24 protein-coding genes are annotated in these 21,352 nt (G+C 45.9%); 10 read left to right on the top strand and 14 right to left on the bottom strand.

The genetic code is table 11. The annotated features are described in order from the left end of the window. Nucleotides 1-6: 6 nt before the first annotated feature. Nucleotides 7-273 (bottom strand): hypothetical protein, encoded by a 267-nt coding sequence (locus tag BST85_RS06570; protein WP_104812522.1) that lies wholly within the window; start codon nucleotides 271-273, stop codon nucleotides 7-9. A 107-nt stretch (nucleotides 274-380) separates the two neighbouring features. On the opposite strand from BST85_RS06570, the gene BST85_RS14320 reads away from it, so the two are divergent. Continuing rightward, a complete protein-coding gene (locus tag BST85_RS14320) occupies nucleotides 381-527 on the top strand; it encodes a hypothetical protein (protein ID WP_181039973.1) in 147 nt (48 codons plus the stop codon). Nucleotides 528-532: 5 nt separating this feature from the next. Here BST85_RS14320 and BST85_RS06565 read toward each other — a convergent pair whose 3' ends face one another. Next, complete coding sequence (locus BST85_RS06565) at nucleotides 533-2,101, bottom strand: ABC transporter substrate-binding protein (RefSeq protein WP_104813930.1); 1,569 nt, start codon at nucleotides 2,099-2,101, stop codon at nucleotides 533-535. Between the two features lie 530 nt (nucleotides 2,102-2,631). On the opposite strand from BST85_RS06565, the gene mtaB reads away from it, so the two are divergent. Genes mtaB through BST85_RS14480 form a run of 3 tightly spaced genes read left to right on the top strand, consistent with a single transcriptional unit; the run spans nucleotide 2,632 to nucleotide 5,809 of the window. Beyond that, complete coding sequence (gene mtaB / locus BST85_RS06560; protein WP_104812521.1) at nucleotides 2,632-3,966, top strand: tRNA (N(6)-L-threonylcarbamoyladenosine(37)-C(2))-methylthiotransferase MtaB; 1,335 nt, start codon at nucleotides 2,632-2,634, stop codon at nucleotides 3,964-3,966. Between the two features lie 4 nt (nucleotides 3,967-3,970). Beyond that, nucleotides 3,971-5,086 carry an SLC13 family permease gene (locus BST85_RS14485; protein WP_245917650.1) on the top strand — a complete coding sequence of 372 codons (1,116 nt, stop codon included), beginning with the start codon at nucleotides 3,971-3,973 and terminating at the stop codon, nucleotides 5,084-5,086. 6 nt (nucleotides 5,087-5,092) lie between these two features. Further along, entirely contained in the window at nucleotides 5,093-5,809 is a 717-nt protein-coding gene (locus BST85_RS14480) for an SLC13 family permease (RefSeq protein ID WP_245917649.1), read from the top strand. 3 nt (nucleotides 5,810-5,812) lie between these two features. On the opposite strand, the gene BST85_RS06550 is transcribed toward BST85_RS14480, so the two are convergent. After that, complete coding sequence (locus BST85_RS06550; RefSeq protein WP_181039972.1) at nucleotides 5,813-6,112, bottom strand: GNAT family N-acetyltransferase; 300 nt, start codon at nucleotides 6,110-6,112, stop codon at nucleotides 5,813-5,815. Between the two features lie 11 nt (nucleotides 6,113-6,123). After that, nucleotides 6,124-6,840 carry a pirin family protein gene (locus tag BST85_RS06545; RefSeq protein ID WP_104812520.1) on the bottom strand — a complete coding sequence of 239 codons (717 nt, stop codon included), beginning with the start codon at nucleotides 6,838-6,840 and terminating at the stop codon, nucleotides 6,124-6,126. Nucleotides 6,841-6,922: 82 nt separating this feature from the next. Between BST85_RS06545 and BST85_RS06540 the strand changes: the two genes are divergently transcribed. The 3 genes from BST85_RS06540 (at nucleotide 6,923) to BST85_RS06530 (ending at nucleotide 8,971) form a co-directional block, all read left to right on the top strand. Then, the gene (locus BST85_RS06540; protein ID WP_104812519.1) at nucleotides 6,923-7,600 is read left to right on the top strand and encodes an alpha/beta fold hydrolase; all 678 of its coding nucleotides are present in this window, start codon (nucleotides 6,923-6,925) and stop codon (nucleotides 7,598-7,600) included. Nucleotides 7,601-7,663: 63 nt separating this feature from the next. Further along, on the top strand, nucleotides 7,664-8,593 hold the full coding sequence (locus tag BST85_RS06535; RefSeq protein ID WP_104812518.1) for a lytic transglycosylase domain-containing protein: 930 nt from the start codon (nucleotides 7,664-7,666) through the stop codon (nucleotides 8,591-8,593). Nucleotides 8,594-8,599: 6 nt separating this feature from the next. After that, on the top strand, nucleotides 8,600-8,971 hold the full coding sequence (locus BST85_RS06530) for a sulfite exporter TauE/SafE family protein (RefSeq protein WP_104812517.1): 372 nt from the start codon (nucleotides 8,600-8,602) through the stop codon (nucleotides 8,969-8,971). Between the two features lie 2 nt (nucleotides 8,972-8,973). On the opposite strand, the gene BST85_RS06525 is transcribed toward BST85_RS06530, so the two are convergent. Further along, nucleotides 8,974-9,543, bottom strand: a complete 570-nt coding sequence (locus BST85_RS06525; RefSeq protein WP_104812516.1) for a tetratricopeptide repeat protein — start codon at nucleotides 9,541-9,543, stop codon at nucleotides 8,974-8,976. A 160-nt stretch (nucleotides 9,544-9,703) separates the two neighbouring features. Here BST85_RS06525 and rpmH point away from each other — a divergent pair, with 160 nt between their 5' ends. Next, nucleotides 9,704-9,862 (top strand): 50S ribosomal protein L34, encoded by a 159-nt coding sequence (gene rpmH, locus BST85_RS06520; protein ID WP_104812515.1) that lies wholly within the window; start codon nucleotides 9,704-9,706, stop codon nucleotides 9,860-9,862. Nucleotides 9,863-9,964: 102 nt separating this feature from the next. After that, on the top strand, nucleotides 9,965-12,817 hold the full coding sequence (gene carB / locus BST85_RS06515) for a carbamoyl-phosphate synthase large subunit (protein ID WP_104812514.1): 2,853 nt from the start codon (nucleotides 9,965-9,967) through the stop codon (nucleotides 12,815-12,817). Between the two features lie 80 nt (nucleotides 12,818-12,897). Here carB and BST85_RS06510 read toward each other — a convergent pair whose 3' ends face one another. The 5 genes from BST85_RS06510 to BST85_RS06490 all read right to left on the bottom strand — a co-directional run bounded on the left by BST85_RS06510 (nucleotide 12,898) and on the right by BST85_RS06490 (nucleotide 16,414). Further along, entirely contained in the window at nucleotides 12,898-13,533 is a 636-nt protein-coding gene (locus tag BST85_RS06510) for a hypothetical protein (protein WP_104812513.1), read from the bottom strand. Nucleotides 13,534-13,775: 242 nt separating this feature from the next. Continuing rightward, nucleotides 13,776-14,387: a hypothetical protein gene (locus BST85_RS06505; protein WP_104812512.1), complete on the bottom strand. Its 612-nt coding sequence runs from the start codon at nucleotides 14,385-14,387 to the stop codon at nucleotides 13,776-13,778. Between the two features lie 223 nt (nucleotides 14,388-14,610). Then, nucleotides 14,611-15,120 (bottom strand): hypothetical protein, encoded by a 510-nt coding sequence (locus BST85_RS06500; RefSeq protein WP_146090669.1) that lies wholly within the window; start codon nucleotides 15,118-15,120, stop codon nucleotides 14,611-14,613. Nucleotides 15,121-15,396: 276 nt separating this feature from the next. Further along, complete coding sequence (locus tag BST85_RS06495; protein WP_104812510.1) at nucleotides 15,397-16,029, bottom strand: hypothetical protein; 633 nt, start codon at nucleotides 16,027-16,029, stop codon at nucleotides 15,397-15,399. A 154-nt stretch (nucleotides 16,030-16,183) separates the two neighbouring features. Further along, on the bottom strand, nucleotides 16,184-16,414 hold the full coding sequence (locus tag BST85_RS06490) for a hypothetical protein (RefSeq protein ID WP_104812509.1): 231 nt from the start codon (nucleotides 16,412-16,414) through the stop codon (nucleotides 16,184-16,186). A 250-nt stretch (nucleotides 16,415-16,664) separates the two neighbouring features. Here BST85_RS06490 and BST85_RS06485 point away from each other — a divergent pair, with 250 nt between their 5' ends. Continuing rightward, entirely contained in the window at nucleotides 16,665-17,018 is a 354-nt protein-coding gene (locus BST85_RS06485) for a T9SS type A sorting domain-containing protein (RefSeq protein ID WP_104812508.1), read from the top strand. Here the strand turns inward: BST85_RS06485 and BST85_RS06480 are convergent, their stop codons facing one another. From BST85_RS06480 to BST85_RS06465, 4 genes are read right to left on the bottom strand one after another with little or no spacing between them, the layout of a single operon-like run. Further along, nucleotides 17,019-18,347: a DNA recombination protein RmuC gene (locus BST85_RS06480; RefSeq protein WP_104812507.1), complete on the bottom strand. Its 1,329-nt coding sequence runs from the start codon at nucleotides 18,345-18,347 to the stop codon at nucleotides 17,019-17,021. It lies immediately after the preceding gene. Nucleotides 18,348-18,372: 25 nt separating this feature from the next. Then, nucleotides 18,373-19,164 (bottom strand): ABC transporter ATP-binding protein, encoded by a 792-nt coding sequence (locus tag BST85_RS06475; RefSeq protein WP_104812506.1) that lies wholly within the window; start codon nucleotides 19,162-19,164, stop codon nucleotides 18,373-18,375. Further along, the gene (locus tag BST85_RS06470; RefSeq protein WP_104812505.1) at nucleotides 19,164-20,195 is read right to left on the bottom strand and encodes an iron ABC transporter permease; all 1,032 of its coding nucleotides are present in this window, start codon (nucleotides 20,193-20,195) and stop codon (nucleotides 19,164-19,166) included. Before BST85_RS06470 ends, BST85_RS06475 begins: the two co-directional genes overlap by 1 nt. Next, nucleotides 20,192-21,328: an ABC transporter substrate-binding protein gene (locus BST85_RS06465; RefSeq protein WP_104813928.1), complete on the bottom strand. Its 1,137-nt coding sequence runs from the start codon at nucleotides 21,326-21,328 to the stop codon at nucleotides 20,192-20,194. Before BST85_RS06465 ends, BST85_RS06470 begins: the two co-directional genes overlap by 4 nt. Between the last annotated feature and the right edge of the window lie 24 nt (nucleotides 21,329-21,352).

Here is a 21,352-nt window from a genome sequence, read left to right as displayed (position 1 = left end):
CTAAGTTCACAACAGGGCCAGGGCAATTAATAGCCCAATGAACAGGAAAGCCATAATTCCAACCAAAATGCGATTGTGTCTTTCCGACTTTTGACGCCCCATTTCTAACCGCTTTCTAAATCGTTGGAATTCTCGAGGGCTCATTTTTTTGTGATCCACAAAATCACCGTATGTCGGATTGAACCTCTTCTTTTCCTTGTCGAAAGCTGTTGTACGTTCTCTTTTGTTATTCTTGAGGGATGTGATCATCCCATTGACAAAACCACCTAACATAATTCTAAGTTTTAATGGGTTAAACACTAATTTGATACCTACTGCAGAAAGGTTAATGGAGTCCTGACCATAGTCAGGAATACTTCTGAATCCCTAAAGGGAATGAGATGATCGATAATTTGATGATGAAATGCTGTGGTCTGGGAGATCACGGGACCATCGTAAGTCGATTGGTATTTGTGTTCTTGGAAGGGATCCTATGGGATCGTTTACCAGACGAATTTGTACTATTAGTCGTACAAGGCTCGATTTAGTTACCCTAGTTTGCTGGGTTTTTTTGTACTCTCTTGAGAAACAGGAAATTCTGCGGATTGATTCCCAATCCACTTACATCTTTGCGGACAAAACGGATGGCCATGTCATAGTATAAGGGAACGACAGGGGCTTCCGATATGATGAGGGAATCCATTTTGGTGTACAGCAAACGGCGTTCTTCTATTTGGTTCACCAGCAGCGATTCCTGATACAGACTGTCCAGAACCGGATTTCGGTAGTGCATGTAATTGGGACCGTTTGGGGTAAAGTTGGGTGAATAGAACAGGGAGAGGTAATTCTCTGCATCCGGATAATCCGCAACCCAACTGGCACGGAAAACATCCAGTTCTCCGCTACTTTTCATTTGCCTGAGGGTAGAGGGCGGCATTACATCGACCTTGACTCCAATCCCGATCTTCTCCAGTTCTCGCTGAATGTATTCACAGATGTCCAAATACTGACTATTGGTTCCGATCACGATCTCTGGCTTATTGTCGCCGGTTTCCAGCTTGTATTGTTCTACTAATTCCCAGGCCTTATCCGGCTGGTAATCATAACCGGGGATAGGCAAATAACCCGGGAGGCCCTTAGGGATGAATCCAGCGGTTGCAGGGATTCCCATGCCATTACGTAGGTAGGTTACCATTTTTGCCCGGTCGAAACCGTAATTAACGGCCTGCCTGATAAGGGGAGATTGGATCTCTGGTGTGCTGGCACCCAGGAAAAAGCCTAAGTATTCTGTATTTAGATAAGGAGAGGTGATCAAATTGACATCTTCTGTGTAGCGGTCTTGTAATTGTCCTGAGGTTGTCAGGATCTCGTCCTTATAAGAGTTGTCCAGACCGGAAATGAAATCGATCTTGCCTTGGGCAAACTGCAGGAATTCACTTTGCTTATCTGGCAGGAATGTAATGGCAACGGCTTCCAGATACGGCAGCTGATTCCCCACTGCATCGGTTTCAAAATAGTCGTTGTTCTTTCGGAAAACCAATTTGATGTTCTCTTCCCAAAGCTTGAATTTAAAGGGGCCTGTCCCCACCGGATTACTGCGGAATTCTGAGCCATAATACTCAACTGCTTCCCGGGGTACCACCGAGCAATATCGCATGGAAAGGAGCCCCAAGAAAGCGGGGAAGGGCTGTTTCAAGCGAATGGAAAGGACAAAATCATCCTCTGCCTTGTAGTCCAGTACATTATTGAGCACCCAACTTCCAGGTGAAGCGACCTTGGGGTCTAATAAACGGTCAAAACTGTACACAAAGTCAGCCGCTTTGACCAGGCGTGTAGAATCGGGACCGAAAACTGCGTTTTTGTGAAAATAGACATCCTCTCGTAGAAAGAACCGATAGGTTTGTGTGCTATCGTCAATTTCCCAGCGCCAGGCAATATCGGGTCGGATGTTCAGGGAATCGTCCAGCTGAACCAGCCCATTAAACAATTGATTGGAAGGCCAGATGTTCTGTGGATTTCTAGCAAAGGCGGGATCCAGAGAACTGATGTTGCTGTGCTCGTTATACCTAAACACCAGATGATCGGGCATGGGCTTCGGACGATCGGAACATGCAGCCAGCATCACACCTACAATCAGTAAGGCAATTAACTTTCTAAACAATCCTACAATAATGGGAAAACAGGGCACGATTCAAAGGTAAGCGATTATGGTTAATCGTTAGTCGTTATTCGTTAATCGACTTACTTGTTTTACTGTTTATCCACCACCAGGTAACAAAGTGGACTTTTATGAATCTGGTAATTGAATACTTAAATCCCGATGGACCAGAGATGAACAGTTTGGCTTGAATGATCTGTGATGCTAAATTGACCCCGGGAGGGGTTAGGGGCCCCAACGTAGAGTGAATCGCTAATGGTAAGTCGAATTCGTCGATATTACTAACTACTAACTACTAACTACTAACTACTAACTACTAACTACTAACGACTAACGACTAACGACTAACGACTAACTACTAACGACTAACGACTAACGACTAACGACTCACCGCTCACCACTCACCACTCACCACGCACTGCTCACTGCTCAACCGCCAGAGGGTCACGCTCTTCACCCAAAAATTCCCTACCTTTGCCCCTCATTTTCAAGGCATGAACGGGCAAAAAAAAGTTGCATTTCACACCCTGGGTTGCAAGCTGAATTTCAGTGAGACTTCTACCATTGCGCGTGGCTTTGAGCAAGAAGGATTCCAACGTGTTTCCTTTGACCAGTGGGCCGATATCTACGTGATCAATACCTGCAGTGTGACAGACAATGCAGACAAGCGTTTTAAGACCACTGTGCGTCAGGCACAGAAAGTGAATCCTGAGGCTTTTATTGCTGCGGTTGGCTGTTATGCCCAACTCAAGCCTGAGGAATTAGCCGCCGTAGATGGTGTTGATCTGGTCCTTGGAGCGACAGAGAAATTCAAATTGACCGATTATCTGAATGATCTTTCGAAGAAGGACATCGGAGAGGTACATTCCTGTGAGATCAGCGAGGCCGATTTCTATGTGGGTAGTTATTCCATCGGGGATAGAACCCGCGCTTTTTTAAAGGTCCAGGACGGTTGCGATTATAAATGTACCTACTGCACCATTCCGTTGGCTCGCGGGATTTCCAGAAGTGATACCCTTGAAAATGTGCTGAAAAATGCTGCCGATATCTCTGCACGGGGCATCAAGGAGATCGTTCTGACAGGTGTAAATATTGGGGATTATGGTAAGGGAGAGTTCGGCAATAAGAAGCACGAACATACCTTTATGGAGCTCTGCAAGGCATTGGATGAGGTTCCGGGCATCGAACGGCTTCGGATCTCTTCCATAGAACCGAATTTACTCAAGAACGAATTAATCGATTTTGTAGCGGGCTCCAAAACCTTTGTTCCTCACTTTCACATTCCGCTGCAGAGCGGGAGCAATGAAATCCTCGGGTTGATGCGCCGACGCTATCAGCGAGAATTATATTTGGATAGAGTGACCAGGATCAAAAAGGTGATGCCAGATGCATGTATAGGGGTAGATGTGATCGTCGGTTTCCCGGGAGAAACGGACGAGCACTTCCTGGAGACCTATCATTTCCTCAACGAATTAGATATCTCTTATCTGCATGTTTTTACCTATTCTGAGCGGGATAATACTGTAGCTGCAGATATGGAAGGCGTTGTTCCCAAGGATGTACGTCACAAACGCTCTAAAATGCTACGGGGCTTATCGGTCAAGAAGAGACGTGCGTTTTACGAAAGTCAGTTGGGAACTGCACGCAAAGTTATTTTCGAAGGAGAGAACAAAAAAGGATACATACAGGGTTTTACCGAGAATTATGTGCGTGTCAAGGCACCTTGGGATCCAGCCTTGGTAGGGAACATACTGCCGGTAGAGTTGACGGAGATAGATGCAGACGGTGCTGTTCGTTTTAACCTTGTTCCGGAAACTGTTCTAAGCTGATTGCATGACCACTTTATTGATCATCCTGGGAATTACCGTTATACTGTTCATCAGCGGTAAGTTTCCACCGGATATCGTTGCCCTTCTCTCCATGATCTCCCTTTATCTCTTTGGGATCATCGATATAGGTGAGGCCCTAAGCGGTTTCAGCAATACCACCGTTGTGATGATCGCAGCGCTTTTCATTATCGGTGAGGGGCTTTCCAGGACGGGCTGGACGGCATTGGCTGGACAGAAATTCGTCCAATGGGCGCGAAATCGAGTTCCAAGATTATTGATTATTATCACAGCAGGATCAGGGATACTCTCCGGTTTTGTTAGTAATACTGGAACGGTTGCAACGCTATTACCTGTTACCATTGGTGCGGCCTGGAACGCTGGAACAGTACCTTCCAAGATGCTAATTCCCATGGCCTTTGGGTCTAACACTGGTGGCCTTTTAACGCTTACGGGGACGCCTCCCAATATAATTGTTAACGATGCCTTGATCGATTATCAGGGAGCGGGCTTCAGTTTCTTCGAGTTTGCCATGATCGGTATTCCGTTGCTGTTGATCACCATCCTCTACTTTCGCTATATCGGTTTTAGATTATTGCCCACTTATCAGACCAAGAATCGTCCGGTTAGCCTGGATGACGAGATGGTTAAGTGGATGGACGCTTATAAGATTGAGGATAATTATTTCCGCCTTCGCGTGCGCAGTGGTTCGCCTTGGATCAACACAAAATTGGGTGAGTGGAATTTAAAGGAGGATCACGATCTGGCTGTGATCCGGATAAAGAGGAGACACCCCAAACCACTTAGGGGAGTACCGGCTTTCGAGGAGTTGCCGATATGTGATACCACACTGCGGTATCACGATATCTTAATGGTTAAGGGAAATCCAGAGACGGTCAATAAGCTCATGCTAAAATATCGCCTGGGTCTGCTACCAGTTGGCGCCGTGGACCAGGAGCTCAAGTCCAATTTACTTAGCAGAGAGATCGGAATTACAGAGTTCATGGTTACCCCAAAATCGGTCATTGCAGGAAGGATGACGAGTCTTGGCAGCTTTTTCGAACGCTTTCAGATTCAGTTGCTGGCCGCCTCAAGGAATAACAAGCCGCTAACAGATAAGTAAATTCGGGTGAGAGCGGGTGACGCTCTCCCGGTTAGAGGGAGTTGGGAGAGTATATTCGAGCTTAAAAAGCAATACAAGCATCTGGTAGTCTGTGGTAGCCCAGAAGGTTTAGCAAAGAATGTTATCCAACTGAACTTCAACTCATACCTGGCCTTGGGAATCCTGATGCTGATGATTGTGATGTTAGTGTTAAACGTTTTTCCGGGTGCCATTACTACCTTGATTTGTGCAGGACTGATGATTCTCAGTGGCTGTGTCCCGGTTTCGGTAGCGTACAAGGGGATTAGCTGGACCAGTGTGGTCATGATCGCGGCTATGATCCCCATGGGAATTGCTTTGCAAAAGACAGGTGCAGCTCAGACGGCGGCAGAGTCTCTGGTTGTTACAGCAGGGGAATTGGGCCCGATCTACCTCCTGGCCAGTATCTTTTTGTTGACCAGTTTGTTTAGTCAAACCATCAACAATTCAGCCACAGCCGTCCTGATGGCCCCGATCTCTTTATTGGCTGCTATGGCCATAGGCGCTTCTCCGGAGCCATTCCTGATTGTAGTTGCCATCAGCGCATCTACGGCCTTTCTGACCCCAATAGGAACCACGACCAATGCCATGGTCATCGGTGCTGGTGGATATAAGTTTGTGGATTATTTACGGGCCGGAGGTCCATTGCTGATCCTCTTCCTCTTTGCCAGTTTGATACTGGTCCCGGTATTTTGGCCTTTCTAATACTTAGATATTGATCCCTACGGGAAGCAAAGCTTTGTAGGTACGACGATTACGTCGCATAAAACCAGCAATCTCAGGGCTGGTAGGAACCAGGCTTATCCCTCTGTCCTTCACTCGTTCGAAAACGGCGCGGATGAAGATTTCCCTAAAACCCTGCTCCTCCATGTCCTCAGGCATGTCGTACTTGGTCAGGAATATCTTCCGGTCTTGCAAAGCATATTCGATCCTCGCCATATTATCTCCAACTTCTAATTCGAATTGACGCAAAAATTCATTGTCCGTAATCACTACATCTTCAATCATGGGAATATTATTTAATTCATGGGTACTTCGATCATCAGGATCTCGGTGCCAGCGGATACATTCAGTTCAATCTCCCCGGTTTCCCAGATGCCCATGGCATCACGTTTCTCCAGGATGTCATCGCCCAAGGTTACCTGGCCTTCAATGACCAGTAAATAAACCCCGTGTCCGGGCTGCTTTACCGCGTAAGTAGTCTGGGTGTCTTCTGTAAAGTTACCCAGGTTAAAGTAGGCTTGTTGGTGGATCCAAAGGTCATTTCCTCCCGCCTCGGATCTAGGGTGGACTACAGTTGAAATCTGGTTGGGTTTGACCAGGGAAGCAATTTTGCGCTGATCGTAGCGAGGAGCCACATTTTGATCTTCTGGCATCACCCAAATCTGGAAGAGTTTTACGGGTTCCTTGGTACTGGCGTTAACTTCGCTATGTTCCACACCACTTCCGGCACTCATGATCTGAATGTCTCCAGATTCGATAACTCCTTCATTACCCATTGAATCCCTGTGCCTAAGTGCACCAGAGCGGGGAATGGTAACGATCTCCATATTTTGATGGGGATGTTTACCAAAACCCATGGCGGGAGCCACAATGTCGTCATTGAGCACACGCAGTTGCCCAAATTGAATGCGGTTGGGATCGAAAAAATTCGCGAAGCTAAATGAATACTTGGCTTGGAGCCATCCAAAATTAGCTGCTCCTCTTGTATTTTCCGGATAAAAAATCTTCTTCATCAGGATACTTTCTATACGACCAGATAGTCCTATATTTATGCCGCAAAGGTACGTTTTTTTAACCGCTTAGCTACATAACAGAGTGTTAAAGGCTTACGACCAGCCGGATAAGATCCCGGTTTATTTTGTTCCTGGACTTGCGGCCGGAGAGGAGATCTTCCGCAATATCCGATTACCTGAGGATACCTATCAGTGGTTCGTTCTGGACTGGCTGATCCCGGGCAAGCGAGAAAAACTTAGTGAGTATGCGGAGCGCATGGCCAATCGAGTCCAGCATGAGAATGCTGTCCTTGTAGGAGTATCATTCGGCGGTGTGGTGGCTCAGGAAATGAGCCGCTATCTCCAACTCAGAAAACTAATCATCATTTCCAGTGTTAAGACCAGGCAAGAAATGCCCAGGCGTTTACACTATGCTAGAATGACACGTGCTTATTACTTAATTCCCACTCGGGCGGTCCTCAGTGCAAAGGATCTGAAAAAGTTCGCCATAGGACCCAGGACCAAAAAAAGGTTGGCCATTTATCAGGAGTATTTGTCGGTCCGAAATCGGTATTATCTAGACTGGGCCATCCGCAATATGGTCTGTTGGAAGCGAACCGTGGCTGATCCTTCCGTAGTGCATATTCACGGTGACCACGACCTGATCTTTCCAATTGAGAATATTGATGGTGTACGAACAGTTGAGAATGGCACTCACGTTATGATCATCAACAAGGGTAGGGTGGTCTCTAACATGATACGCGATATCGTTGAAAACTAGTGGTCTTAAGCTCCCGTTTGTCGGCACGATATTCGCTATCTTTATATCTCAAATTCTATTCGTATGAACCCCTTATCGAAATTGGGCATGATGGCAGCTGTACTGGGGGCGGTCTGGTTGTTTGTAAATGCCGTGCAAGAGCCCCCGACTGATGAGACTTTGGAAAAGAAGATCGTAAACGACTACAACGTCTACGCCTTACCACTGCCGGAGAAGATGGATTTTGCCGGAGAGGCAGTCCCGCTAGACAATCCTGACATCCGCGAGCGTATGGACCGGGAACTACTGGTGAATACCTACTGGCAATCCAATGGTCTGTTACTGGTTAAACGAGCCAATAAATACTTTCCAATTATCGAGCCGCTATTGGAGAAATACGGCATCCCTGACGATTTCAAATATCTTGCTGTTGCAGAAAGTGCCTTACAGAATAATGTTTCTCCTGCAGGTGCAGCGGGATTCTGGCATTTTATGAAAACTACGGGAAGGGAATACGGTCTGGAGATCAATTCTTATGTAGACGAACGCTATAACCTGGAGCTTTCTACCAAGGTTGCAGCTGAGTATTTGAAAAAGTCTAAGGAGCGTTTTGGAACCTGGACACTGGCCGCAGCAGCTTACAATGCAGGTAATGCTGGTGTTTCCAGACAAATGGAGCGACAAGATGCCTCAGATTATTACGACCTGCTGCTCAACGATGAGACCAGTCGCTATGTATTCCGAATTCTGGCACTAAAAGAGATCCTGTCCAACCCGGTCAAGTATGGTTTCAATTACAGGGACAAGGACCTTTACAGGGCTGTGCCGACCTACAAGGTCAAAGTAGATACCCCAGTCACTGATTTTGCCGCCTTTGCCCGTAGGTTTGATATCAATTATAAGATCCTGAAGATTCACAATCCCTGGCTGCGTGAAACCTACCTGAAGAATGCATCGGGAAAGGAATATTATATCGAGATACCGGAAAAAGGGTATTATAGCACGGGTAAATAATTGACTATGAATTTAACGATACTGATCTCACTCATCCTGATCGGGTTACTTGCTGGGATGTTCAGTGGGTTTATGGGTGTTGGTGGTGGTGTAGTCATGATCCCACTGATGATACTATTACTAGGTTTTAACCAGCATCAGGCCCAGGGAATGAGTTTGGCAGTTTTGGCCGTCCCGGTCACTTTTATTGCTGCTTACAACTACCACCAGGCAGGGCATTTGATCAATTGGAAGTACGCCCTGATCATTGCACTTTGTTTCGTCGTTGGTGGATGGTTGGGGTCTAAATTAGCCATCAAGCTGGACCAAACCCTATTGAAGAAGATCTTCGCTTTTGTGCTACTGATCGCAGCGGTTAAGTTGTTCTTTGGGAAATAAGCCTAGCGCATGCGCTTGCTACGGTGATGAGGTTGACCAAATTGCTGTCGCGGCATATTGGCTCGCTTCATTTGTTGTTGCATCATTTTGATCTGTTCCGTCAACATATTGTGCTTGTCTAGCTTTTTAGCCTCGCTGAGTAAGGTCTGAGCCTCCCGCTTGCGGTTCTTGCTCATTGCTATCCCTGCCAGGTTCAATTTAGCCATAGCCATATCCGCACTCATCGAGAGTCCCAGGTTAACGGCTTTTTTGAAGAGTTTTTCTGCCTCGTTCATATTGGTCTGAGAGACCATAAGCCCGTTTAGGTAGAAGTAGTAACCTTGTTGCTTTCTAACCAGGCATTGTTCAGGGTTTGGAATTTTGTCCAACCATTTTTTGGCTCCTTCGAAATCTTGTTTTCTGAGTCTTAGGAAAGCCAGCAGTATCATTTCATTCTTGAAGTAAAGAAGAACAAACATTCCGGCTAGTAGGATAAACATGATCCCATTTCCAATCTCGGATTCCACAAATTGCCAAACTGCCAGGGCGATAGACAGAATGGCAAGGACAAGTTTTATATTTTTGTTGAACATAATGCTGCGTTAAGCGGGGAGCAAAGTTATGAAAATCTACCCGAAATAATTTGCTCAAGCTGCTTGTCTAAGTAAAAAATGGTCGTATATTTGCACCCGACTTTTAGAAAAGGTCCGTCGAGTTAACGAACGATTATTCAGAAGATTTAGTTAGAGTAAAATGAAAAGGACATTCCAACCCTCTAAGAGAAAGAGAAGAAATAAACACGGTTTCCGGGAGCGTATGGCTTCTGTAAACGGAAGAAAAGTGTTGGCTTCGCGTCGCGCGAAAGGTCGAAAGAAATTGTCCGTATCTTCTGAGCTCCGCCACAAGAAATAATGTTGATAACTGATACATAAAAAGGTGTTGTTTTTAAGAGCAACACCTTTTTTTTATGCCTTGATGGCCCTATTTTTAATGCGCTAAAAAAGAAAAATCCTCATGCCGAAAAACAACGATCTAAAATCCATTCTAATTATTGGCTCAGGTCCTATCATCATTGGTCAGGCCTGTGAATTTGACTATTCGGGATCGCAGTCGCTTCGCTCACTTCGGGAGGATGGTATTGAGACCATCCTGATCAATTCCAATCCGGCGACCATCATGACCGATCCTTCCATGGCCGATCACGTCTACCTGTTGCCATTGAACACCAAGTCCATTGTCAAGATACTGAAGGAACACCCTCAGATCGATGCCGTATTGCCAACCATGGGAGGGCAAACCGCATTGAATCTCTGCATAGAGGCCGACGAAAAGGGTATTTGGGAGGATTTTGATGTGGAGATCATTGGAGTGGATATCGATGCCATCAACATCACTGAAGACAGGGACCAGTTTAAGGCCCTGATGCTGGAGATCGGCATTCCGGTAGCACCGGCCAAGATCGCCAACTCGTACCTGACCGGGAAAGAGATCGCCCAGGAATTCGGATTCCCACTGGTTATCCGTCCATCCTTTACCCTGGGAGGAACAGGAGCATCTTTCGTACATACCGAGGACCAATTCCAGACACTGCTTACCCGAGGTCTGGAAGCATCTCCGATCCACGAGGTATTGATAGACAAGGCGCTTTTGGGATGGAAAGAATACGAGTTGGAGTTACTTCGGGACAAGAATGACAATGTGGTCATTATCTGTACCATCGAGAACATGGACCCCATGGGGATCCACACCGGAGACTCCATTACCGTTGCCCCAGCCATGACCCTCAGTGATACGGCCTACCAGCGGATGCGGGATATGGCCATCCACATGATGCGAAGTATAGGAGACTTTGCCGGAGGATGTAATGTACAGTTCGCCGTAAGTCCGGACGAGAAAGAAGATATCATTGCCATCGAGATCAACCCGCGGGTGAGCCGATCATCGGCCCTGGCGTCCAAGGCAACCGGATATCCAATTGCCAAGATAGCCTCTAAACTGGCCATCGGTTATACCTTGGACGAATTAGAGAATCAGATCACCAAATCCACCTCGGCCCTTTTCGAGCCCACCTTGGACTATGTGATCGTTAAGATACCACGCTGGAACTTCGACAAGTTTGAAGGTTCTGAGCGTACACTGGGACTACAGATGAAATCTGTGGGAGAGGTGATGGGAATTGGGCGTTCCTTCCAGGAAGCACTTCACAAGGCCACTCAGTCCCTGGAAATCAAACGAAATGGCCTGGGAGCCGATGGTAAGGGATACACCGACTACGAGCAGATCCTGGAGAAATTGCAATACGCGAGCTGGGATAGGGTTTTTGTAATCTACGACGCCATTCAGATCGGAATTCCACTGAGTCGTATCCACGAGATCACTAAAATCGATATGTGGTTCCTCAGACAGTATGAGGAATTATTCATGTTGGAGAAGGAGATCTCACAGTACAATATTGAAACCTTACCTCGCGAGTTGCTTTTGGAAGCCAAGCAGAAAGGGTATGGAGATCGACAGATAGCCCACATGCTGGAGTGCCTGGAGAGTCAGGTATACAAGTTGCGGGAAGAAATGAAGATTCAACGGGTCTACAAATTGGTAGATACCTGTGCGGCCGAGTTCCGTGCCGAGACACCGTACTACTATTCGACCTTCGAAAGCGAGGTGGAAACAGCAGACGGGGAACGCTATTCGGAAAACGACAGTGAGGTGACAGATCGGAAAAAGATCATTGTTCTTGGATCTGGCCCAAACCGGATCGGGCAGGGGATCGAGTTTGATTACTGTTGTGTACACGGGGTGTTAGCCGCTTCGGAAGTGGGTTATGAGACCATTATGATCAACTGTAATCCAGAAACAGTATCCACAGATTTTGATGTGGCCGACAAACTTTATTTCGAGCCTGTTTTCTGGGAGCACATTTACGATATTATCCGCCACGAAAAACCAGAAGGTGTCATCGTTCAGTTGGGAGGGCAAACTGCTTTGAAACTGGCCGAGAAACTAGATCGTTACGGAATCAAGATCATGGGAACGTCGTTCCAGTCACTTGATCTGGCAGAGGATAGAGGTAGCTTCTCAACCCTTCTAAAGGACAACAATATTCCTTACCCGGAGTTCGGAACTGCCGAAACCACGGACGAGGCTCTAGCCCTGGCCGATCAACTGGATTTCCCATTACTGATCCGTCCATCCTACGTATTAGGAGGGCAGGGGATGAAGATCGTGATCAACAAGAAGGAACTGGAAGCCCACGTGGTGGATCTGCTCAGAAAGATCCCAAACAATAAACTCCTGCTAGACCATTACCTAGATGGTGCCATTGAAGCCGAGGCAGATGCCATCTGCGATGGAGAGAATGTCTATATCATCGGTATCATGGAGCACATTGAGCCTTGTGGTATCCATTCCGGAGATTCCAACGCAACACTGCCTCCATTTAACCTGGGAGAATTTGTGATGCAGCAGATCAAGGATCACACTAAGAAGATTGCACTGGCCCTGAATACGGTTGGCCTGATCAACATTCAGTTTGCCATCAAGGATGACAAGGTGTACATCATTGAGGCCAACCCGAGAGCCTCTCGGACGGTACCTTTTATCGCCAAGGCCTATGGAGAGCCATACGTAAATTACGCTACCAAGGTGATGCTAGGGGAGAACAAGGTCACAGACTTTGACTTCAACCCTGAGCTGGAAGGCTATGCCATCAAGCAGCCGGTCTTCAGTTTCAATAAGTTCCCGAATGTGAACAAGCAATTAGGGCCGGAAATGAAGAGTACGGGAGAGAGCATACTCTTTATAGACGGATTAAGAGATGATGAATTCTACGAACTCTATTCCAGAAGAAAAATGTACTTGAGTAAATAAGACTCCAATGAAGTGAAAAAAAAGGGACCGAATCGGTCCCTTTTTTTCGTTGCTGTATTAGGCAATATATTTTTAAGCGACTAGTCGTCTCCGCGATCCATTTGGTAAGCGATCCAACGGCCTGAACCCGTTACCTCAGTTGTGTATACCAGCGAGACCGATCCTTGTCCATCCCGGGTTCTGCCGGAACTGTTATTTTTTCGTAGTTTATCGTGCTCTATAAATCGGAGTATTCGATTTCCTAAACTCGAACCGTTGTCATTGAACTCGATATCAATATCGTCATCGGTATCGTTCAATATAATGATGTGCCTACCTTCTGTACCTCCTTGAATTCCCGTTAGATCTATATCATTACTGGAATTTTGTAGGATAAACATATTCACATCTGCATTTGCTCCATCTAGGTCGAGATCCAAATCGTCTACATCGCCGCTCACACCACCAAGATCGATTGCTCTCACAACGAATGTGGTGCTTCCGCCGCCTCCGCTATTGGTGATATTAATGTCTCCACCGCTATCAATACTGATATCGCTACCACCACCAACTCCAACTACTGTTCCGTCGGCTTCTTGGTATAGAAAGCGTCCTCCGGAAAAACCGGCTCCGGTTGGATCCAGATCTCTTACACGAAGTTTACCATTGACATCAAGTGTCCTTTGAGGGTCAGTCGTATTAATTCCGACTTGAGCTAGTGCAGTAAAGGAACTCATTATTAGCGACAAGCTTATTAAGTTGATTTTTTTCATGCTGTTCCTGCTTTCTTTTTCAGCTCTCTCGAGCAGAAATGACTCTACTTTTAGATACAGTACAAAATTAAGATGGACAAGAACGGGGGTGCTCAATTGTCGCTAAAGAGTAATTAAGTGTAGACGAATTGCAATTCAGCTTAGATGAGAAGACTTCTCACTGTAAAGATTTTTGGTAAAAGATGGAACAGGAAAGAAGTAAGGTCCTAATTCTCCACACTTATAAGATACCAGCGACCGGCGAGACTATCATAAACAAACTCCATCGATCCCTCTTGTGTGGTTCTATCATCACCCAGAACGATTATGCGGTTAGCCGCCTGCGAATCACCGTCTTGGTTACTTATGTTCATTTGATGACTTGTCGTATTCACAATAATAATGTGCCTACCGTCTGTACCTCCGTCAATACCCGTAATGGAGAAATTGCGTGTAGCACCATCCAGTATAAACACCACGGCATCTTCATTAGTAGAGCCCAATTCGAGATCAAAGTCATCAAAAGTGTCATTAGCAGCATTGGGGGTTGACACGGTTACGCGCCCAATGGGATACATCTTGGCTCCGCCTGAGTTCACATTTATCTCAAGCCCGCCCCCATCTGTAATATTGATCTCAGAAGGTAATTCGGCGCCTACCACGGTACCGTCGGCTTCGGTAAAAAGGGCTTTTACACCTGTCAAACCTGAGCTGGTCCTGCGAAGGTCTCTTACCATTAATTTACCATTCACATCAAGGTCTCTTTGAGGATCTGTAGTGTTAATTCCTACTTGGGCGGTACCACCCAGCGAGAGGAGGCCGATTACGGCCAAAAGCATAAATTATTTCATTTCCCAACTGCTTTATTTATAGCAATTTAAGGGAATTATCTCTTGAGTTATAACTTATCCGTTAAAGTGTAAAAAAAGACGAAAACATACCGCGGTTTGTAGGAAAAGTAACTACTTTTTACCATCCCTGTTTTGTTGGAGAAGATTTGGTCCCAATAATAAAAGGAATACAACTTGCAAATCTAAAAATGGCTACAGGGTGCAGATCTATTTAATCTGTAGATTCCATTTGTACTATATTCCAATGGCCGGAGGTGGAGATCGCGGTAGAATATATGAGCAAGCAAGAACCGTATCTGTTCATTTCTGTTTCCGAAGAATAAATGTAGAGCTTATTCCCATCGGTCGCCTCGGCTTTATCCTCTTCGAATTTTATTTTGGCGTCGGAATCATTTATGAGCCTAATCCGTCGACCTTCAGTACCTCCCTGTATGCCCCGGATCTTGAGTTCACCTCCAGACGCCTTGCGGATGATAAAAACGGTAACATCACTATTGTGGCCATCCAAGTCCAGGTCCCAGTTGTTTTTAGTGTCAAATGTCTCTGCACTAAGGACAATTTTCTCCGTCGTTGCTGAACCCAGACTGACTTTCAATTCACCACCGTCTGTCAGACTGAATTCATCTGGTAGATCAGCTCCCAGAACGGTTCCATCAGATTCTGTGAGCAACATTTTAACCCCGGTCTCTCCCGTGCTGGAGCGGCCAAGATCTTGTATCATTATTTTCCCATTGACATCTAGGGTTCTCTGTGGGTTTGTGGTATTAATCCCTACCTGGGCAATAAGATTAAACGTGCAGAGACCTAAAATGGGGATAATCAAAAGATTTTTCATGTCCCAACTGCTTATTGACTCAAAATTATGCAATTGGTTATGAAATAACTAAATGGTTTGGTTAAAGAGCGGATAAATACGATTAACGGTTACATAGTGAAAGAAATCACTGAATTCTGTTACCATGTTTTTCTAAGACCTGCGTATAAAGGAAGATCTCAATTAGTCTTTATTCTCATCCAGTTGGATCAGGTTCCAATGACCTCCTGAATCGGAAATAGCGGTCGAATACACCAAGACACAAGCCCCATAATCGTCCATTTTGTCATCATCCGTATAGATATAGATTCTATTGCCAGGATCTGCTTCCGCTTTGTCTTCTTCAAACTTGATGTTGTAGCCAGAATCATTTATTATTTGTATCCTGCGTCCATCTGTACCTCCCTGTATGCCTCGGATCTTGAGTTCTCCTCCACCGGATGCCTTACGGATGATAATCATTGTTACATCAGTATTGTCGCCATCCAGGTCCAGGTCCCAGTTGTTTTTGGTGTCAAATGTCTCTGCGCTAAGGACAATTTTCTCTGTCGTTGCTGAACCAAGACTGACTTTCAATTCACCACCGTCTGTCAGACTGAATTCATCTGGTAGATCAGCTCCCAGAACGGTTCCATCAGATTCTGTGAGCAACATTTTAACCCCGGTCTCACCGGTACTGGAGCGGCCAAGATCTTGTATCATTATTTTCCCATTGACATCGAGGGTTCTTTGAGGGTTTGTCGTATTTATACCTACTTGGGCGGTAAGACAAAATGAATAGAGACCGATAGCGGCTAATAGTGTAATCTTTTTCATCTCCTAACTGCTTTTGTGCAAAAAATTTAAATTTTATGATTAAAGTAATATGTGTCGTGGACCAATCTTAAGAACTCGATAATCGGTAGTCGTCGGTAAGAATTGTATGAGGTCAACTTCCGACGACCCGATTATCTCCTTGGTTTTGCGGTTGTTACTTGGTGTTATTAATCACCCCCCAACACTGCAGGGTACCATTGTAGAATAGTTCGAACGATCCACTATTGTTGTTTTTTTCGTAATTCGTGGTCAGGACTAGGTCCCTAACCCGTAGCATACCATTTACATCTATTGTTCTTTGTGGGTCTGTTGCGTTGATTCCCACTTGAGAAAAACTAGAGGGGATAACTAGTAGTATCCCCAACGCTATTACTAGATTCTTCATTACGTAGAATTTGAGGTTCTGGAGGCAAATAAATGATAGGAAGAAAATTCCTACAAATAAAAACGATGAGGTAGGCGATAAACTCGATTAAGTGCGTAATATCCTACCAAATAGACTCAAATATTACCGAATGAAGTGTCACATTCTGTAGGATAACTCGTCTTTTAAGTAATATACTACATGTCGTTAATCGATAAAAAATGCATTTAAACGATATTTTTATTATCTTTATTGTGTTAATTACCTAATAATGGTCAGAAGATTACCCATTTTTAGTTTTGCCCTTCTACTGAGCTGCCTCGTTTATTCTGGGGTTCAGTCAAGTACTGCTGTATCTAAAAGTGAGCTAATAACTGTTCTGGATCAGTCCGATAACCTACAGATAAAGGTATACCCCAACCCGTTTTCGGATAAAGTGATGATCTCATCCAATCTATCTATTGATTCCTACCGGATTTACAATATCCTGGGAGCCCAAGTTAGGGAAGGTAGTAGCCAGCTAAAACAATTGGAGTTAGATACTTCAGATCTAAGTAGTGGCATCTATATGCTGGAAGTACAATCTGGGAATAGGAGGATGACCGTTAAACTAGTCAGGCGCTAATTACTCTGCCGTTTCTTCTTCTTCGTTAGCACGTTGGATCAATTTCTGATCGATCTGTTTACTCGCTTTGGCCCCTAATTTCTTCAATCGCTCTACCCGGGTGATCAAATTACCGCGTCCAGTCAACTTCTTCATGGCAGTCTCATAAGTACCCTGAACCGTACCGATCTGCTTACCTACTTTGATCAGCTCATCAGTGAGATTTGTAAAGGAGTCATATAATGCACCCGCCTGTTTAGCGATCTCCAGGGCGTTTTGCTTCTGACGGTCGTTCTGCCAGAGGTTGTCCACCAATCGCAATGCCGCTAATAAGGTTGCAGGAGTCACGATGATCACTTGCTTATCAAAAGCTTCTTCGTACAAGCCCGGTTCCTGTGCAGAAGCCAAGGCAAAGGCTGGTTCTATGGGAATGAACATGAAGACCGTATCCGGGCTTTCATCCATCAGGTAGTGGTATTTCTTTTCACTAAGTTGGTCCACATGACGTTTAATGGACTGAATGTGTTCCTTGAGATAGCGCTTTTTCTCGGCCTCGTCTTCCGTTGCTACGAAACGTTCAAAAGCTACAAGAGATACTTTACTATCTACGATCATCTTTTTACCATCCGGTAAGTGGATCAGCACATCCGTCTGCAACCGCTGTCCGTCCTCACCCGTATGGCTGTCTTGCAGGCTGTATTCCCGGTCTTTTTCCAGACCGGACTTTTCCAGTACGCGAGTTAGGATGAGTTCGCCCCAATTCCCTTGCATTTTACTGTCCCCTTTAAGGGCACGGGTCAGGTTGTCTGCATCCTTGCTCATTTGCTGATTCAGGGTGGTCAGGTTCTTGATCTGTTCTCGTAGTTCACTATGCCGTCCAATACTTTCCTTATCACTGGCTTCGACCCGCTTTTCAAAATGTTCGATCTTTTGCTGTAAGGGTTTCAGCACCTGGTCCAGTTGTTCCTTATTCTGCTTGGTGAATTTCTCCGATTTGCTCTCCAGGATGCGATTGGCCATTAGCTCAAACTCTTTATTGAGCTTTTCCTGCATCTTTTCCAGCTCTTTTTGAGCCTCTTCCTGTTTAGCCAGTAGATAACGATTCTCTTCCTGTTGGCGAATCAGCATCTCGTTGATATCCTCTCGGTGCAGTTTGACCTTCTCCAAGTCGTCTTCTGTCCGAGCCAGTTGTTCCGCCAGCTTCTCTTCCTGATCCTTATGCTGTTCCAGCCTGGACTGCAGCCGACCGGTTTCCGACTGGAATTTTAGCCGGGCGAACCGATTGCCGATAAAGGCGCCGATCAGTAAACAAATGGCAGCCAATAGCAAGAAAAGGAAGGTCTCACTCATATAAAGAAACTTTGCTTAAAGATACTTATTTGTCAAACGTAAAACGACGGGAATCCACATCAAATCCAATCCCTTCTCCTTCAAAAAGTTGGTCCAGATAACCTTGGTTAATAAGGTCGGAAGGAGTGCCGAAGTGACAGCCATGCGCAGACATCAGCAGTATCTTATCGCTATTGGAAAGGGCCATTTCGATCTCGTGAGTAGAGAATAGAATCGCCTTTTTCTGTTCCCTGCATAACTTGCGCAAGAGCTTAAAGACATAGGCCCTGTGGTACAAGTCCAGATGAGTGGTTGGTTCGTCCAAAACGATCAGGTCGGTATCCTGGGCCAAGGTTCTGGCTATGGAAACCCGTTGAAACTGACCATCGCTGATCTGATCACAGCGTTTATCGGCCAGATCCAGGGTCTCGGTATTGGTAAGAGCCTCCGTGACGACTGAAACGTCGTGAGCACTCAGTTTACCCAGCCAATTGGTATAGGGTTGTCTCCCCAGACTGACCATCTCTTTTACACGAAGATTCCGTGTTGCCGGAGCATCAGTTAAGACGACACTCAACTCTAAGGCCAACTGAGGTAAACTTAACTCCTCCATAGGACGACCTTTAAGGGTTAGGACACCTCCCAAACTAGGTTGTACTCCGATCAGCGTCCTTATCAGGGTAGATTTACCTATACCATTCGGTCCGATAAGCCCGATAAGCTCTCCTCTTTGAATGCTTAGGTCGATCTTACCGCCGATCTGCTTTTGACCTTTTCTACCGCGATAGCCGATCTGAAGATTCCGAGCTTCTATTAGTATTTGCTGATTAGCATTCATCAGAACATCAGTTTACGTTTCCGGACCAATAACCAGATCACTACCGGTGCTCCAACCAGGGAAGTGATCGCATTAATAGGTAAGGTAAATTCGCTCCCGGGCAATTGAGCTATGGTATCACAGATCAACATCAATGCAGCTCCAAATAAGACAACGGCCGGCAATAACAGGCGGTGATCGGCAGATGGAACCAGTTGGCGAGTGAGATGGGGAACCGCAAGCCCTACAAAGGCGATTGGTCCTGCAAAGGCGGTTATTCCTCCTGCTAGTAAGCTGGTCGCTACAATCAACAGGAGCGTGGTTCGTCTAACTCTTAAGCCCATGCTTTGAGCGTAACGTGTACCCAATAACAATGAATTGAGAGATTTGATCCGTCCGATGGCCAGAATCATTCCAAATAACCAGCACAGCGTGAGTACTCCAAGTGCCTGCCAGGAGAGATTACCAAGGCTGCCAAAGGACCAGAATACATACTGCTGCAATTGTTCTGCCGGACTGAAGTAGGATAATACCCCGACCACTGAGGCGGTCACGCTTCCAAACATGAGCCCGATAATCAGTATGGCCATGGTGTCCTTTACTCGAAGGGTAACGGCAAGCACCGCCATCAATACCAGGAAACTGCCTAATGCAGAAGCGAGTACCAGGCTCCAGTTGGATAGCAGCAGACCTCCCAACCAACCTCCAAAGGTTCCAGCACCTAAAATGAGTATGGCCACTCCCAAACTAGCTCCACTGCTCAGTCCGAGTACAAAAGGTCCGGCCAATGGGTTTCTGAATAAGGTTTGCATCAAGAGACCGGATACCGCCAGACCAGAACCGGTTAAAACGGCAGTGATAGCTTTTGGGAGTCGGTATTCCAGGATGATGAAACGGTATGCGGGCCGACTGGTCTCTCCTCCAATCAATCCTTGCCAAACATCTTCCAAAGGAACATGAACAGACCCAGCAGAAATATTCGCCAGGAAGCACAAGAGCAAACCCAGGATAAGTAGGACAGTCGAACGCCTGTTTGTTCCGTCAGAAATCATGGATCCAATGGACTAAAGAAATACAGCTCGTGCTCTGGCATTAGCTCCGGGTGGAGGATATGAATCATGTCTTTTAGGACCAGATCCGGCCTGTTTGGTGCTAATTCGTAATAGATCACTCCCCCTGTTGGTCCCTTTTTCTGGGTAAATGTATAGATATTACCCTCTGCGAAAGCCTGAAATTGAGTGTATACGTTATGCGCTTCGGCTAATTGAGTTCTTGCAATATACTGACCTGGTCCGATCCAAAATTGGGCGCTCTGGCCTTTTTCGAGCACGCTCTCCAGGTTTAATGAGAGCGATCCGCTACCTTCAGAGTCTCCCCAAAGATAGGTGCCGTGAGCATCTGCTATAAAGCTGGCGGCCCAACTTTCTCCCGCCGGTAAGTACCAGACATCCTTATACATTGCTCCGCTTAACACCGTTGGTTGATCGGCTGCTTTAGAAGCCAACTGTTTAGCTTCCAAATAATCCTTCTCGATTTGATCGAATAGCGCATTGGCCTGTTCCGATTTACCCAGCAGCAATCCAAAGAATTTGATCCATTCGGCCTTACCCAGAGGATGGACCTCGGTCCAGTCCGCATTGTACAACACAGGTATGCCAGCCCGCTCTACGGTTTCTACCGCTTTATTGCCTCCACTGACAGCAAAAGTGATCAAAACTTCTGGTGAAATCTCGATCAGCACCTCTGTATTTAGATCGTCATTCATCCCCAATTCGGTAATTTTTCCCTGATCGATCAAGGCTCTGGTCTTTTCCGATGAGATATAATCCAGGTTGGGAAAACCGAGTAACTGGGTCTCACTCTCCAGCATTTCCAGGGAAGGTATATGTGTCGTAGAAGTGACCACGAGGTTTTTTAAAGGGACTTGAACAATGGCATCGTAACCTTCTAAGTTCCCAAGAATAGATGGATCAGAGACCAATGCATAGCGAAACTCATCCTCGGCGCCGGGCCAAGGTCGGTTAATGGTGACTTCAGTATATCCCTCTTTTGAGTTGATGGAAAAGGACTCGGCAAATTTCAATTCGGTCTCCGTTACCGAGTTGATAGCCGATTGGTCTTCTGGTGTTTGACGACAGCTACTTATAAATAAGCAACAAACACTAAGCAGTAAAAACGTGCGCATGACCAAAAATAGTCCTTTTTCCCG

Origin of the sequence: Aureitalea marina (assembly GCF_002943755.1) — a bacterium.
GTDB lineage: Bacteria > Bacteroidota > Bacteroidia > Flavobacteriales > Flavobacteriaceae > Aureitalea > Aureitalea marina.
This window is presented reverse-complemented; position numbering and strand designations above follow the sequence as displayed.